The 13638-nt window shown below is 68.5% G+C and carries 15 protein-coding genes; 7 read left to right on the forward strand and 8 right to left on the reverse strand.

The window, feature by feature from the left end; translation table 11 throughout:
- The first annotated feature begins 54 nt into the window (after positions 1–54).
- From AC07YZ_RS04935 to AC07YZ_RS04955, 5 genes are all read left to right on the forward strand, one after another.
- Entirely contained in the window at positions 55–717 is a 663-nt protein-coding gene (locus AC07YZ_RS04935) for a TetR/AcrR family transcriptional regulator (RefSeq protein ID WP_494793930.1), read from the forward strand.
- Positions 714–1691, forward strand: coding sequence for a Bug family tripartite tricarboxylate transporter substrate binding protein (locus AC07YZ_RS04940; protein ID WP_494793931.1), 978 nt, complete (start codon positions 714–716; stop codon positions 1689–1691). Before AC07YZ_RS04935 ends, AC07YZ_RS04940 begins: the two co-directional genes overlap by 4 nt.
- A 4-nt stretch (positions 1692–1695) precedes the next feature.
- The gene (locus AC07YZ_RS04945) at positions 1696–3222 is read left to right on the forward strand and encodes an amidase (RefSeq protein ID WP_494793932.1); all 1527 of its coding nucleotides are present in this window, start codon (positions 1696–1698) and stop codon (positions 3220–3222) included.
- Positions 3223–3283: 61 nt separating this feature from the next.
- On the forward strand, positions 3284–4195 hold the full coding sequence (locus tag AC07YZ_RS04950; protein ID WP_494793933.1) for an RNA polymerase sigma factor: 912 nt from the start codon (positions 3284–3286) through the stop codon (positions 4193–4195).
- Positions 4196–4220: 25 nt separating this feature from the next.
- Positions 4221–4628, forward strand: a complete 408-nt coding sequence (locus tag AC07YZ_RS04955) for a nuclear transport factor 2 family protein (RefSeq protein WP_226492514.1) — start codon at positions 4221–4223, stop codon at positions 4626–4628.
- A 5-nt stretch (positions 4629–4633) separates the two neighbouring features.
- Here the strand turns inward: AC07YZ_RS04955 and AC07YZ_RS04960 are convergent, their stop codons facing one another.
- From AC07YZ_RS04960 to AC07YZ_RS04970, 3 genes are read right to left on the reverse strand one after another with little or no spacing between them, the layout of a single operon-like run.
- The gene (locus AC07YZ_RS04960; RefSeq protein ID WP_494794037.1) at positions 4634–5338 is read right to left on the reverse strand and encodes an SDR family oxidoreductase; all 705 of its coding nucleotides are present in this window, start codon (positions 5336–5338) and stop codon (positions 4634–4636) included.
- 2 nt (positions 5339–5340) lie between these two features.
- Complete coding sequence (gene phhA / locus AC07YZ_RS04965; protein WP_494793934.1) at positions 5341–6237, reverse strand: phenylalanine 4-monooxygenase; 897 nt, start codon at positions 6235–6237, stop codon at positions 5341–5343.
- Position 6238: 1 nt separating this feature from the next.
- Positions 6239–6547 carry a 4a-hydroxytetrahydrobiopterin dehydratase gene (locus AC07YZ_RS04970; RefSeq protein WP_226492512.1) on the reverse strand — a complete coding sequence of 103 codons (309 nt, stop codon included), beginning with the start codon at positions 6545–6547 and terminating at the stop codon, positions 6239–6241.
- A 132-nt stretch (positions 6548–6679) separates the two neighbouring features.
- Here AC07YZ_RS04970 and AC07YZ_RS04975 point away from each other — a divergent pair, with 132 nt between their 5' ends.
- On the forward strand, positions 6680–7177 hold the full coding sequence (locus tag AC07YZ_RS04975; RefSeq protein ID WP_226492511.1) for an Lrp/AsnC family transcriptional regulator: 498 nt from the start codon (positions 6680–6682) through the stop codon (positions 7175–7177).
- 31 nt (positions 7178–7208) lie between these two features.
- Here the strand turns inward: AC07YZ_RS04975 and AC07YZ_RS04980 are convergent, their stop codons facing one another.
- Genes AC07YZ_RS04980 through AC07YZ_RS04990 form a run of 3 tightly spaced genes read right to left on the reverse strand, consistent with a single transcriptional unit; the run spans position 7209 to position 10377 of the window.
- Complete coding sequence (locus tag AC07YZ_RS04980; RefSeq protein ID WP_494793935.1) at positions 7209–8186, reverse strand: Bug family tripartite tricarboxylate transporter substrate binding protein; 978 nt, start codon at positions 8184–8186, stop codon at positions 7209–7211.
- Between the two features lie 32 nt (positions 8187–8218).
- Complete coding sequence (locus AC07YZ_RS04985) at positions 8219–9391, reverse strand: CaiB/BaiF CoA transferase family protein (RefSeq protein WP_494793936.1); 1173 nt, start codon at positions 9389–9391, stop codon at positions 8219–8221.
- A gap of 41 nt (positions 9392–9432) precedes the next feature.
- The gene (locus AC07YZ_RS04990; RefSeq protein ID WP_494793937.1) at positions 9433–10377 is read right to left on the reverse strand and encodes a hydroxymethylglutaryl-CoA lyase; all 945 of its coding nucleotides are present in this window, start codon (positions 10375–10377) and stop codon (positions 9433–9435) included.
- A gap of 135 nt (positions 10378–10512) precedes the next feature.
- On the opposite strand from AC07YZ_RS04990, the gene AC07YZ_RS04995 reads away from it, so the two are divergent.
- Positions 10513–11439 (forward strand): LysR substrate-binding domain-containing protein, encoded by a 927-nt coding sequence (locus tag AC07YZ_RS04995; RefSeq protein WP_494793938.1) that lies wholly within the window; start codon positions 10513–10515, stop codon positions 11437–11439.
- Between the two features lie 25 nt (positions 11440–11464).
- Here the strand turns inward: AC07YZ_RS04995 and AC07YZ_RS05000 are convergent, their stop codons facing one another.
- Both AC07YZ_RS05000 and creD read right to left on the reverse strand, forming a co-directional pair.
- Positions 11465–12229 (reverse strand): metal-dependent hydrolase, encoded by a 765-nt coding sequence (locus AC07YZ_RS05000; protein WP_494793939.1) that lies wholly within the window; start codon positions 12227–12229, stop codon positions 11465–11467.
- Positions 12230–12245: 16 nt separating this feature from the next.
- Complete coding sequence (gene creD / locus AC07YZ_RS05005; protein ID WP_494793940.1) at positions 12246–13628, reverse strand: cell envelope integrity protein CreD; 1383 nt, start codon at positions 13626–13628, stop codon at positions 12246–12248.
- Between the last annotated feature and the right edge of the window lie 10 nt (positions 13629–13638).

Consider the following 13638-nt stretch of genomic DNA (forward strand, 5'->3'; position numbering starts at 1 on the left):
CACGGTGGGGAAACCCCAATACACATTACACCTGTAATGCATATTCTTGAATCCATGAACCTCCAGCCCTCCCCCACCCGGCCACCCGGCGCCAGCCGCCACGCTGAGCGCAGCGAAGCCACGCGCGCGCAGCTGATACGGGCGGCGATCCAGGTGGTGCGCGACAAGGGTTACCAGGGCGCTTCGGTGTTTGAAGTGGCCAAGGCCGCCGGCCTCACGCCGGGCGCTTTCCAGCACCACTTCGGCACCAAGGCGGTGCTGATGATGCGGGTGGTGGACGAGCTGGTGGCGGCCAGCGACTACAACGCGCCCGGGTGGCCCGCGGCCGATCTGCCCCTGGCCGAGCGCGCCCGCCAGACGCTGCAACTGCTGTGGCAGCGCATCTACGAGCCCGAGCGTTTTCTGGTGGCGTGGCAGGTCTACATGGGCTGCGGCGCCGACCCCGAGATCACGCGCTACATCGCCGGCCTGCGCCAGACGCAGCAGGACCAGCTGCGCCAGCGTTTCCTGACCGTGTTTCCCGAGCTGTCGGCCTCGCCCGACACCCCGGCCCTGATCGATCTCGTGATGTCCACCCTGCGCGGCATGGGCCTGGTGCGCCTGTTCGGCCCGGCCGATGCGGCCATGGCCGCCCAGCTGGACCAGCTGGCCGCCCTGCTGGTGCAGCGCTGCGAGAGCCTTGCCCCACCACCCACCCCCCGAAGGAAAGCCCCATGAAGCTGATCACGTTCACACGGCGCACCGCGCGCCTGGCCGCCGGCCTGCTCGCCCTGCCCCTGATGGCGCACGCCGCCTACCCCGAAAAGATCATCACCCTGGTGGTGCCCTACCCGCCCGGCGGCGCCACCGACACCATCGCCCGCAAGCTCATGGAGCCGCTGGGCAAGCGCCTGGGGCAGAACGTGATCGTGGAAAACCGCCCGGGCGCGGGCACCGCCATCGGCGCCACCCTGGTGGCCAAGGCGCCGGCCGACGGCTACACGCTGCTGATCTCGTCGAACACCACGTTCACGGTGAACGCGGCCATCAAGCGCCAGCTGCCCTACGACCCGCAGAAGGGCTTCGAGTCCATCGGCACCATCGGCAGCTCGCCGCTGGTACTGCTGGCCAACCCCAAGGTGGCGGCCAGCAACCTGCCCGAGCTGCTGGCCCTGGCCAAACGCGAGCCCAGCGGGATGAACTTCGGCTCTTTCGGCAACGGCACCACCGCCCACCTGGCCGGCGAGATGCTCAAGGTGATGGCCGGGGCCAACCTGGTGCACATCGCCTACAAAGGCAGCGCCCCGGCCATGACGGACCTGATCGGCGGGCAGATCCCGCTGAGCTTCGACACCAACGTGGCCGCCATGCCGCAGATGGCGGCGGGCAAGGTGAAGGCGTTGGCCGTCACGTCCAAGAAGCGCTCGCCGCAGATGCCCAACGTGCCCACCATCGCCGAGGCTGGTTTCCCCGACTACGAAATGGTGCCGTGGATCGCCATCGTCGCGCCGCGTGGCCTGCCCAACCCCGTGCGTGCCGCCCTCGCCAAAGCGCTGGCCGACACGGTGAAAGACCCGGCCACCCGCGCCGAGCTGGAGAAGATCGGCGTGGAGGTGGCCTACGAGCCGGGCAGCGCCTACGACGCGCGCGTGGCGCGCGAACTGCCGTTGCTGCGCGCCTACGTGCACAAGGCCAATATTCCGCTGGAGTGAACGCATGTCCCTCGTTCAACTGAGCGCGGTCGAGCTGCGCCGGCGCATCGGCAGCAAGGAGATTTCACCGGTCGAGCTGCTCGAAGCCTGCATCGCGCGCATCGAAGCGGTGAACCCGGCGGTGAACGCGATCTGCGCCACCGACTACGCGCGCGCCCGCGCCACCGCCCGAGCCGCCGAGGCGCAGGTGCTGCGCGGCGAACCGCTGGGCCCGCTGCACGGCCTGCCCCTGGGCGTGAAAGACCTGCAGGACACCGCCGGCCTGCTCACCACCAGCGGCAACGTGGGGCGGCGCGGCAACGTGCCGCAGCACGACAACGCGCTGGTGGCGCGGCTGCGCGCGGCGGGCGCCATCGTCACCGCCAAGACCAACGTGCCCGACATGGGCGCCGGCGCCAACACGCGCAACCCGGTCTGGGGCGCCACCGGCAACCCCTTCAACCCGCTGCTCAACGCCGGCGGTTCGTCGGGCGGATCGGCCGCCGCCCTGGCCACCGACATGCTGCCCCTGTGCACCGGCTCCGACACCGGTGGCTCGCTGCGCATCCCGGCCGCGCTGTGCGGCGTGGTCGGCCTGCGGCCCTCGCCCGGCGTGGTGGCCAACGACGCGCGCCCGCTGGGCTGGTCAGTCATCTCGGTGCTTGGCCCCATGGGGCGCACGGTGGCCGACACCGCGCTCATGCTCTCGGCCAGCGTGGGCCGCCACCCCATGGACCCGCTCAGCGTGTCCGGTGTCTGCCAGGGCTGGCCACTGCTGGCCGCGGACTTGGCCGGCCTGCGCATCGGCACGGTGGAAGACTTCGGCGCCTGCGCGGTGGAGCCCGGCATCCGCCGCACGTTCCGCCAGCGGGTGGCTGCGCTGGCGCGCCACGTCCGCTCCTGCGAACCCGTGGAATTGAACCTGCCCGACGGCCACCGGTGTTTTGACGTCATGCGCGCCGAAAGCTTCGTGGCGGCCTTCGCCGACACCTACCGCAACGACCCGGCATCGCTCGGCCCCAACGTGCGCGCCAACGTGGAGATGGCCCACGCCATCACGCTGGGCGACCGCGCCTGGGCGCACCTGGAGCAGACGCGCATTGCACGGCGCTTTGAACGCGCGTTTGAACAGGTGGACCTGATCGTGGCGCCGGTCACGCCCGTCTCACCCTTCCCCTGGAGCGAGCTGTACGCCGAGCGCATCGACGGCCAGGCCATGCGCAACTACTACGAGTGGCTGGGCCTGACCTACCTCGTCACCCTGGCCACCAACCCCGCGCTGTCGCTGCCCTGCGGCGTGGACGAACACGGCATGCCCTTCGGCCTGCAGCTCATCGCCCCGCTGCGCGCCGACGACCGCCTGCTCGCCATGGCCAGCGCCATCGAAGCCGCCTTCGCCACACAGCCCGAGCTGTGCCGCCCCCGCCCGGCCGAAGCGGTGCTGGCCCAGGCGCAGCCGGCGCTGAAAAGCCTGGTGACGCATCCGCCGCTGTTCGGCGGCGCAGCGGCCCTATCTACCGAGGGTCGTGCCGAGGGTCGCACTGCGGTTTGAAAGTGTTTCGATTTCCTCGGGGAACTGTCACGGTGGGGTCGGCCATCCCGTCTAATCAGGCATGGAACACGAAACACCATCGGCCCAACCCCTTCCCCAGGACAACGCCAGCAGCGCCACGCACACCACCGACGAGCGTCTGGTGGAACTCGCGCTGACCGGTGACGTTGCGTCGCTGGACACCTTGCTGCGCCGCCACCAGGCCTGGCTGTACAACGTGGCGCTGCGCATGCTCCAGCAGCCACAAGACGCCGAAGAAGCCACGCAAGAGAGCTTGCTGAAGATCGTCACCCACCTGTCCACTTTTCGGGGCGACAGCGCCTTCAGCACCTGGGCGTACCGCATCGCCTTCAATCTCCTTCTGGACCGCAAGCGCAGCCACCCGGAGATTGCGGTACAGGGTTTTGACTGTTATGCCGACTACCTAGCGCATGCCTCGGACGAAGACCTGGGCGCCGAGCATGGTTCCGCCCCCGAGCGGCATTTGCTGGTGGAAGAAGCCAAGCTCAGTTGCATGATGGGCATGCTGTTGTGCCTGGACCGCCAACAGCGTCTGGTGTTCGTGCTGGGCGAGGTGTTCGAGGTGAACGACACCGTGGGCAGCCAGGTGCTGGACATCAGCAAAGACAACTTTCGCCAGTTGCTGTCCCGTGCGCGCAAGGACTTGAGCGCTTTCATGCAAGACCGCTGCGGCCTGGTGAATCCGCGCAACCCCTGCCGCTGCGCGCGCAAGACCCGGGCCTTCGTGCGCGACGGCGTGGTGGACCCGAAGCAGCTGGTGTTCGCCAGAACGCACTACATCCGCATCAAAGACATTTCCATCCAGGGCCGCAACGCGTTTGACCGCCTGGTGGGCGACACCAACACCGCCCTGTACCGCGATCACCCGTTCGTCGAGGCGCCCGATCTGGTCGCGGGCTTGCGCCAGACGCTGGCGAGCGGCGGCTTTCAATCGCTGCTTCACATCAACTGACCGACCACCCACAAGGAACCGCACCATGCCCGTGCCCCCATTCAACGACCCCGTACAACAGGAGATCTGGGCCACGCTGCGCGCCCTCAACGACGCCTGGACCCAGGGCGACCCGGATGACCTTGCTCGCTATTTCCACCGCAACATGGTCGCCATCACGGCCACCGAGCGCGAGCGCATCAACGGCGGCGCGGCCTGCGTGGCGGGCTGGAAGGGCTTCGCCACGTCCACCCGCATCCACCACTGGACGGAAATCGACCCCGTCATCCACGTGTATGGCGACTCGGCCGTCGTCGCGTACGACTTCGACATGTCCTTCGACATGAACGGCCAGACGGTTCAGATGGGCGGGCGCGACATGTTCTTTTTCGTGAAAGAAGGCGGGCAGTGGTGGGCGGTGGCCGACCAGTACTCCGCCTACCCGGCGAACTGAGCGGATCAGACCAGCCCGGTGACCGGAATCGACGCGCCGTGCACGGCGCGCGCGGCGTCGGAGGCCAGGAACACCATCACGTCGGCCAGCGCCTGCGGCGTCACCCACTGCGTGGGGTCGGCCTCGGGCATGGCGGTGCGGTTTTCCGGGGTGTCGATGATGGAGGGCAGCACGCAGTTGACGTTGATGCCCCGGCCCTTGAGCTCGGCCGACATGGACTCCGTCATGCGCATCAGCGCGCTCTTGGACGCCGCGTAGGCCCCCATCTGCGCGCCGCCGCGCTGCGCGCCCATGGCGCCCACGGTGACGATGCGCCCGCCGCCCGCGGCCACCATGCGCGGCACCACGGCCGCGCTGATGGGCAGCAGCGCGCGCAGGTTGATGTCGAGCAGGAAGTCCAGCGTCTGGGCGCTGGTGGTGTGCACCGCTTCGCCCATGCGGAAGCCGCCGGCGAGGTGGCACAACACGTCCACGCCGCCGAATTGCCCGGCCACCTGCTGCACCGCCGCCTCCACCTGGAGCTTGTCCAGCAGGTTGAGCGGCACGCACAGCTGGTCGGCGCTGTCGGGCCCGTAGACGCGGCGCAGGGCGTCGGCGTTCAGGTCGAACAGGGCCAGCCGGTAGCCCCGCACCCCGAAGGCGTGGGCCACGGCCTGCCCGAGGTTGCCGGCCGCGCCGGTGACGATCACGCTCTGGGGGGCTTTGTTCATATTCATACAGCGGTTCCTTGTTTTCTGGCGCGGTGGTAGCTGCCGTCGCCGCGGCTGAACACCTGGTCGGTGGGCAGCACGTCGCCGGGTTGCAGCTCAGGGGCTCGCGTGGCGCGCTCGTACAGCGGCGCGAAGTCGATGCGGGTGAATTCGAGCAGTTCGTCCAGGTCGCGGATCACGAAATAGGTTTCCTGGAAATCGTCGATGCGGTAGTTGGTGCGCATCACGCGCTCCAGGTCGAAGCGGATGCGGTTGGGCGAGGGGCTGTCCAGGCAGAACTGCGACTCGGTGTACGACGAGGCGATGCCCGAGCCGTAGAGGCGCAGGCCGTCGCCCTGCTGCAGCAGGCCGAATTCCACCGTGTACCAGTACACCCGCGCGAGCTGGCTCAGGTTGCCCAGTTTCTGTGCACGCAGGCCGCCCTGGCCGTAGGCCTGGATGAAGTCGGCGATGGCCGGGTTCATGAGCATGGGCACGTGGCCGAACACGTCGTGAAACACGTCGGGCTCTTCCAGGTAGTCCAGCTCGTGCGGCTTGCGGATGAAGTTGCCCGCGGGGAAGCGGCGGTTGGCCAGGTGGTCAAAGAACACGTCGTCGGGCACCAGGCCGGGCACGGCCACCACCTGCCAGCCGGTGCGCGGCATCAGCACCTCGCTCAGATGGCGGAAGTCGGGGATCTCGTCGGCGCCGATGGGCAGGTCGCGCATGCCCTGCACGAACTCGTCGCAGGCGCGCCCGGGCAGCAGTTGGGTCTGGCGCTCGTACAGGGTCTTCCAGGTGGCGTGGTCGGCGGGGGTGTAGTGCTCCCAGCCTTGCGAGATGGTCCAGTCGGCGTTCTCGGGGCGGCCGGCGTCACCGGCGGCCAGACCGTGTTTGGGTGCAGCGGTGTCGGTCAGCATCTCAGCCTCCGTTGCGCGTGAACGCGGCGTAGGCGCCGTCGGCGGCCTTGGCCCAGGTGATGTCGCGCTCCGACAGCCCGTTGGCGTCGTGCGTGGTGAGGGTGATGTCGACGCGGTTGTAGACGTTGAACCACTCGGGGTGGTGGTCCAGCCGCTCCGACACCAGGGCCATCTGCGCCATGAAGCCGAAGGCCTCGGCGAAGTTGGAAAAGCGCAAGCTGCGCGAGATCGCGCCGCGCTCGGCGTTCAATGCCCAGCCGGGCAGATGGGCCATCTGCTCGCGGGCGGTTTGTGCATCCAGGGGGGTCATGGGCGGTCTCCTTCGTTGTGTTGGGCAAGGCTCGATCGTGGCCCTGCAAACAGCTGTGCAGTTTGCGCCGCATCGAAGACAATTTGCTCTCATATCGGGCCACGGATGGCCTCCCATTGAAGAAACCCTTGCATGAACAACGACTTGACCGAAGATTCCTTGCATCCCTCAGCGCTCGACCGGCTGGACCGCCGCATCCTGTCGGCCCTGCAGCAGAACGGGCGCATGAGCAACCAGGAACTGGCGCAGGCGGTGCACCTCTCGCCCGCGCAGAGCAACCGGCGCCACAAGCGGCTGGAGAGCGCGGGCTACATCCAGCGCTACGAGGCGCGGCTGGACGCGCACCGGCTCGGCCTGGGCGTGACCGCCTTCGTGCACGTGTCGATGGAGCGCGGGCAACACAAGGAGGTGCTGAAATTCCAGCGCACCGTGGGCAAGATGCCCGAGGTGCTGGAGTGTTACGCCGTGACGGGCGATTTCGACTACGTCTGCAAGATCGTGGCGCGCGACCTCAAGGGCCTGTCCGACTTCCTGCTCGGCACCCTGGCGCAGCTGCCGGGCGTGAGCAGCGTGCGCTCCAGCATCTGCCTGAACGAGCTCAAGTGCACGAGCGCGCTGCCGCTGGATTGAGCGGCGCCGGCAGGGGCTGCTGAAGCGGTGCTCAGTCCAGCTTCACGTTGGCCTTGGCCACCAGCTTGGCAAAGCGCTCCTGTTCTGTCTTCAGGAACCTGACCGCTTCACCCGGGCTGCCGGGGTGGATGAAGTTGTCCTGCTTGGCCATGGCGGCTTTGACTTCGGGGTCGTTGAAGGCGGCCACCACGGCCTTGTGCAGGCGGTCCACCTGGGCTGCGGGCAGGCCCTTGGGTCCTATCATGGCGAACCAGCCTTCCACGTCCACCTCGGGAAAGCCCTGCTCGCCGATGGTGGGCACGTCCGGCAGCGTGGCCACGCGGCTCTTGCCCATGATGCCGATGGCGCGCAGGCGCCCACCGGCCAGATGGCCCTGCACCGCCGGCACCGCCGCCACGCCAAAGTCCACCTGTCCGCCGATCATGTCGGTGAGCATCGGACCCATGCCTTTGTAGGGAATGTGCTGGATCTGGGCACCGGCCGCGTCGACGAACATCTCACCCGCCAGGTGGATGATGGTGCCGTTGCCCGACGAGGCCATGTTGAACTGGCCCGGCTTCGATTTCAGCATGGCCTGCAATTCCTTCGCGTTCTTCACCGGCAGCTTGGCCGGGTTCACCACCAGCACGAAGGGCGAACCACCGACCACGCTGATGGGCGTGATGTCGTTCAGGCTGTCGTAGGGAATGGTCTTGAACACGCTGGGGTTGACGGCGTGGTTGTTCGAGATGAAGGCCACGGTGTTGCCGTCGGGCGCTGCCTTGACCAGCGCCGAGGTGCCGGTGATGCCGCCCGCGCCTGGCAAGTTTTCAATCACCACGGCCTGACCGCTCAGCGCCTTGGACAAGGCGTTCTGCGCCGAGCGCACGATGGTGTCCACCCCGGAGCCGGCGCCCACGGGAAGGATCACGCGCAGCGCCGCGCTGGTCTGCGCCCCGGCCGGGGCCGAGCCCAAAAGGCACGAAGCGGCCACGGCGATGAGGGTGCGGCGGTTGAAGGTCTGGGTCATGGTTGTCTCCTGGTTCTGGGTAAAAAACGGGGTCAAACGGAAGCGGGAACAGGGGCGGGGGCGAGACGGGCCAGCACTTCGTCGGTGTGTTCGCCGATCGCGGGCAGCGGGCTGCGCACGCCGGGGCGGCGCCCGCCCATCAGCAGCGGCAGCAGCACGACCTGGGTGGTCTCGCCGTCTTCGGTGCCCATGGGCACCAAGCCGCCACTGGCGATCAGGTGTTCGTCGTGCACCAGCTGGTCGGGGCGGACCACCTTGGCATACGGCAGGCCGGCGGCCTGCAGCCGGGCGCACAGGGTTTCCAGGTCCAGGTGCTGCAGGGTCTCGCCCAGCTTTTGCAGCAACGCGGGGCGCACGGCGACACGCTGTTCGTTCGTGGCCAGGGCTGGGTCGTTGGCGAGGTCGGGCCGCTCGATCACCTGGCACAGCGTGGCGAACTGCTTGTCGCTCACCGCGCCAACGAACAACTGCTCACCGTTCGCCACGGTGAAGGTGTCGTACACGCTCCAGGCGGAAATGCGCGAGGGAAACGGCGGCGGCACCTCGCCCGTCATCTGGAACTGCTGCATGTGCTGCGAGGCCAGCAGGCAGCAGTTTTCAAACAGGGCGCTCTGGATTTCCTGGCCTTTGCCGGTGCCGCCCACGCGGTCGCGTTCGCGCAGCGCGGCCAGCACGCCGATGGCGCCGAACATGCCGCCCATGATGTCGTTCACCGACGAGCCCGCGCGCAGCGGGCGCCCCACCGGACCGGTCATGTAGGTCAGGCCGGCCATGTTCTGCACCACCTCGTCCAGCGCCAGGCGGCTCTCGTAGGGGCCGGGCAGAAAGCCCTTGTGCGACACGTAGATGAGCTGAGGGAACTGCTCGCGCAGCGCCTGGCTGCCCAGACCCAGCTTGTCCATCAGGCCGGGGCGGAAGTTCTCCAGCAGCACATCGCACTGGCCGATCAGTTCCTTGGCGGTGGCCAGGCCTTCGCCGGTCTGGATGTCGAGCACCACGCTCTTCTTGTTGCGGTTGAAACTGCGGAAAAAGCCGACGCCCAGGCCCGGCAGGGTGCGGGTCTTGTCGCCGCCGGGCGGCTCGACCTTGATGACCTCGGCGCCCAGGTCGGCCAGGATCATGCCGCAGGTGGGGCCCATGACCATGTGGGTGAACTCGACGACGCGCACGCCTTCGAGGGGGAGTCCGGTGGATTCGATTGGCATGGGGGTGTGCTCGGATCGGCGAAAGAGAAAGGGAAATACCGTCAGTGGGCGGCTGCGGCTGTGGCAGCCGACGCCGTCTTAGGCAGGCCGGCGCGCCAGAGCGCACCGTGCGTCGGCTCGCCCGGCAGCCAGCCCACCACCTTGGCGCGCAGCGCCAGCAGCTTTTCAATGTGAATGCCGGTGCGCACGCCACAGGCCTGCAGCATGAAAGCCAGGTCTTCGCTGGCCGCGTTGCCGCTGGCGCCGGGGGCGTGCGGGCAACCGCCGATGCCGGCGAGCGAGGCGTCGAAGCGGGTCACGCCCACCTCGAGCGCCGCGTACACATTGGCCAGCGCCAGGCCGCGCGTGTCGTGGAAATGGCCGCAGCAGAAGCGGTCGCCCGCGATCTTCAGCGCCTGCTCGAACAGCGTGCGCACCGAATGCGGGTCGGCGTAGCCCACGGTGTCGGCCAAGCTCACGCGGTCGGCGCCCGCGTCGAGCAGAGCCTGCATCAGGCGCAGCACTTCGCTGGTTTGCACTTCGCCCTGGATCGTGCAGCCGAAGGCCGTGCCCACACCGCCTTCGATGAGCGTCTGGCTGCCCGCGGCATCGCGCGCGGCGCGGATGCGCTTCATCTCGTCCACCACCTCGTCGGGTGTCTTGCGCAGGTTGGCCAGGCTGTGCGCATGGCTTGCCGAGAGCGGCAGGATCATCAGATGGGCACCGCCCTCGATGGCGCGTTCGGCACCCTTGAGATTGGGCACCAGCACACTGGCCTTCAGGCCTGGCAGCGTCCTGACGTAGGCCAGCACCTCGGCCGTGTCGGCCAGTTGGGGCAGCAGCCTGGGCGGCACGAAGGAGCCCACCTCGATCTCGCGCAGGCCAGCGGCGAAGGCGTCGGCGATCCACTCGCATTTGTGCGCAGTGGACACCAGGGTCTGGATGCTTTGCAGACCATCGCGCAGGCCGACTTCGCGGATCACGGCTTGGGCGGGCAACAGGCTCATGGGTGGGGTTCCAGGTTCGAGGGGAGTTGTGGGTCGGGCCTGGCTCGCAGTTTATGAATTCCATATAGAACATCAAGTGAATCATTGGAACCATTAAGATTCCAATTTGGAACTTTATGCAAGGGTATTCCCCCGATGAGAGACCTGGACTTCAAAACCCTGCGGCTGCTGGTGGCCGTGTGCGACAACGGCAACATGAAAGACGCTGCGGCGCAGGAGCACATCGAGCCCTCGGCCATCAGCAAACGCATCGCCCAGCTGGAAGACACCCTCGGCACGCCGGTGCTGGTGCGTGGGCGGCGCGGCGCCGTGCCCACGCCAGCAGGCCGCGCGCTGCTGGAACACGCGCGCACCCTGCTCTTCACCCTGGACCGCATCGAGGCCGACATGGCCGCCTTCAAGGGCGGCATCAAGGGGCAGGTGCGCGTGGTAGCCAGCGCATCGGCCATCGCCGAGTCGCTGCTCGACGACCTCACGGCCTTCATGCGCGCGCCCGAGCACCAGGACATCAAGGTGGATATCGAGGAGCGCTTCTCCAGAGACATCGTCACCATGGTGCGCGAGGGCGTGGCGTCGCTCGGCGTGTGCTGGGGCAACATCGATTTCGGCGGCCTGGAGCACCGGCCCTACCGACGCGACGAGCTGACCCTGGCCGTGCCGCTGGACCACCCACTGGCCGGGCGGGCGTCGGTCACCTTCGAAGAAACGCTGGACTACGAACACGTGGGCCTGCCGCCCTCGGCCGCGGTCAACACCATGCTGCACCGCGCCGCGGCCCGGGCCGGGTGCACCATGAACTACCGGGTGGTGGTGTCCAACTTCGACGCCGCGTTCCGCGTGGTCGGTGCCGGGCTGGGCATCAGCGTGGTGCCCCGCCAGGTGAGCCAGATCTATGTGTCGGCCGGCCAGGTGCGCATCGTGAAGCTGCGCAACGACTGGGCGCATCGCGAGTTCGCCGTCTGCTTCCGCCGCCAGGGCGACCTCACGCCCGCCGCCGAACGGCTGGTGGAGTTCCTGAGCCAGCAGGCACAGGACGCGCTGCAGGCCTCCGCGCAAGCTTGATCCTTGGACAGGACGGCGCGCGCCATCAGGACTGGGCCACCGCGCCGGTCGCCTCGCACCGTTGCCCGTGGCGGTGCAAGTGCAGCGCGGTGGCGAATGCCCGCATGGCCTCGGCCCTGAGCTGGCGCTGGGCGCGAGGGCCATCGCGCGTGGGAGCCGGGGCGGCTGCCGCACCGGCGCCGCCCCACCGCGCGCCGGGCGCCGGGGAACGAACCGTCCCGCCCGGCTCCGCCGCGCCAGGCAGGCGGCGCGCGCCAGCGGGCACGCGCGCGCGCCTGGCCCAGCGCCAGAGGCGGCGCAGCAGCATGCCGGCATTGGCCAGCGCCAGCAGCGGCCCGCCGATCCACAGCAGCTCAAGCTGAAAGCGCAGCGCACCGAACAGGCCCACGCCGCGCATCGGAATCGGCCGCCAGCCCAGGCAGTGGCGCGCGCCGTCCAGCGGCCACCACCAGGCGTTGCAGATGCCCCGGTCGATCAGGCCGTCGAGCAGCGGGTGCGACAGCGTGCACAGCGCGAGAAAGGCCGCCGCGCCGAGCCGCCGGCCTCGCCCGGGCCCCGCCCACAGGGCGCCAAAGGCCCCCAGGGCCAGGGCGAAACCGAGGGAGTGCATGAACCCTCGATGCCCGTAGGGGCCGCTGTACCGGTCGAGCCCGAGCGTGACGAGGGCAAAGTCGGCGTCGGGCAACACGGCGCAGAAAGCGCCCGCCAGCGTGAGCCGCCAGCCGACGGTGCGCGGGCCGATCGCCACCGCCAGCGCGATGGCCGGGGCGAAGTGGAGGTAGGTGGCCATGGCCGCTCTGCCCCGCTCAGACCACGGGTTCCGGTGCGGGCCTCTGCGGTGAACGCGGTGGCTCGGTCGGCTTGGGCTCGCTGCCCATCACGTTGTACCAGTCGAGCTTGCGGGTGGCGACCATGATGGCGGCGAGCACGCCGAAGAGCAGCAGCGAGCCCATCATGAGCGCGTTGTCTTCGGAGATCAGGATGCCGTAGAGCACGCCGTACAGCGCCACCAGCATGCCGCTCATGCCCAGGCTGGACCGCCAGCCGCCTAGCACGTGGCGCAGGTAGTGGCCCATCAGCGCGATGCAGGCGAGGCTGGCGAGCAGGTAGGCGCCGACGAAGTCGAGGTGCTCCGACAAGGAGAGCAGCAGCAGGAAGAAAAGCACCAGAGCGGCACCGATCATCAGGTACTGCATGGGGTGGATGCGCCAGCGTTTGACCATCTCCAGCACGAAGAAGGCGGCGAATGTCAGCACGATGAACATCATGGCGTACTTGGTGGCGCGCTCGGTGAGGCGGTACACGTCCACCGGGTTCTCGAGCGAGACCGAGAAGCTGTCAACACCGGCGCGCTCTTTGCCGGCCAAGAGGAACTGCTGCTGCGCCTGGGTGGAGAGCGACGGCACGCTCCAGCTGGCTTCGAAGCCTTGGGGAGACACCGTGCGGCTGCGCGGCAGGAAGTCGCCGACGAAGCTCGGGTGCGGCCAGGGCGAGACCAGGGTCACCTTGTTGTCATCGGCCAGTGGCACGAAGCCGATGCGGCCGGTGCCCGCCAGGTCCATGCCGAGCGTGAAGTCCAGCGTGGTGCCGGGTTGCAGCCAGGTGGCGTCCACCGGGGCGGCCAGTGGCAAGGGCAGTTGCTCAGCGGCCGGGGACGCGGCGATGGCCAGGGGCTTGCCCCCCAGGGTGAGCTCGGGCCGGCCCAGCAGGCCGCGCAGGTCGCTCACGCCCAGCGTCAGCCAGGGTTGCCCGAGCGTGATCTGGCCGCCGCTCTCGCGCGGCTCCACACCGCTCCAGACGAAGCGCCCGGTGCTGTCGTGCCGGCTGTTGTAGACGGTGACGGGGAAGATGCCGCGCCAGCGCGTCTCGGTGTCGAGGCGGCTGCGTGTGTCCATGGTGGTCGGGAACACGGTCGCCACACGGGTTTCCTTGACGGTCTCCTCGCGCTTCGTGTTCTTCTCGACGTCGACGATCAGGGTGCGGGTGTAGGTCTCGGTGTAGGGCACGTGCAGCACCGGCCCGGTCAGCGTCTGGCTGCCCGAGTGGGCGCGCGCCACTTCCTCGGTGGCGGCGCGCCGGTTCGTGCTGCGCTCCTGGATCACGTCGCGCACCATCATCAGGGGAATGGACAGCAGGAGCATCAGAAAACCGATGACCAGAGTCTTGCTCAGCAGGGGATATTTGTTCACTTCTCACTCC

It is taken from the genome of Hydrogenophaga sp. GW101-3F08 (assembly GCF_059424585.1).

Bases quoted from the DNA above. Each gene is read 5' to 3' on its own strand.
- AC07YZ_RS04935 (WP_494793930.1), top strand. From the start codon at position 55: ATGAACCTCCAGCCCTCCCCCACCCGGCCACCCGGCGCCAGCCGCCAC.
- AC07YZ_RS04940 (WP_494793931.1), top strand. From the start codon at position 714: ATGAAGCTGATCACGTTCACACGGCGCACCGCGCGCCTGGCCGCCGGC.
- AC07YZ_RS04945 (WP_494793932.1), top strand. From the start codon at position 1,696: ATGTCCCTCGTTCAACTGAGCGCGGTCGAGCTGCGCCGGCGCATCGGC.
- AC07YZ_RS04950 (WP_494793933.1), top strand. From the start codon at position 3,284: ATGGAACACGAAACACCATCGGCCCAACCCCTTCCCCAGGACAACGCC.
- AC07YZ_RS04955 (WP_226492514.1), top strand. From the start codon at position 4,221: ATGCCCGTGCCCCCATTCAACGACCCCGTACAACAGGAGATCTGGGCC.
- AC07YZ_RS04960 (WP_494794037.1), bottom strand. From the start codon at position 5,338: ATGAACAAAGCCCCCCAGAGCGTGATCGTCACCGGCGCGGCCGGCAAC.
- phhA (WP_494793934.1), bottom strand. From the start codon at position 6,237: ATGCTGACCGACACCGCTGCACCCAAACACGGTCTGGCCGCCGGTGAC.
- AC07YZ_RS04970 (WP_226492512.1), bottom strand. From the start codon at position 6,547: ATGACCCCCCTGGATGCACAAACCGCCCGCGAGCAGATGGCCCATCTG.
- AC07YZ_RS04975 (WP_226492511.1), top strand. From the start codon at position 6,680: ATGAACAACGACTTGACCGAAGATTCCTTGCATCCCTCAGCGCTCGAC.
- AC07YZ_RS04980 (WP_494793935.1), bottom strand. From the start codon at position 8,186: ATGACCCAGACCTTCAACCGCCGCACCCTCATCGCCGTGGCCGCTTCG.
- AC07YZ_RS04985 (WP_494793936.1), bottom strand. From the start codon at position 9,391: ATGCCAATCGAATCCACCGGACTCCCCCTCGAAGGCGTGCGCGTCGTC.
- AC07YZ_RS04990 (WP_494793937.1), bottom strand. From the start codon at position 10,377: ATGAGCCTGTTGCCCGCCCAAGCCGTGATCCGCGAAGTCGGCCTGCGC.
- AC07YZ_RS04995 (WP_494793938.1), top strand. From the start codon at position 10,513: ATGAGAGACCTGGACTTCAAAACCCTGCGGCTGCTGGTGGCCGTGTGC.
- AC07YZ_RS05000 (WP_494793939.1), bottom strand. From the start codon at position 12,229: ATGGCCACCTACCTCCACTTCGCCCCGGCCATCGCGCTGGCGGTGGCG.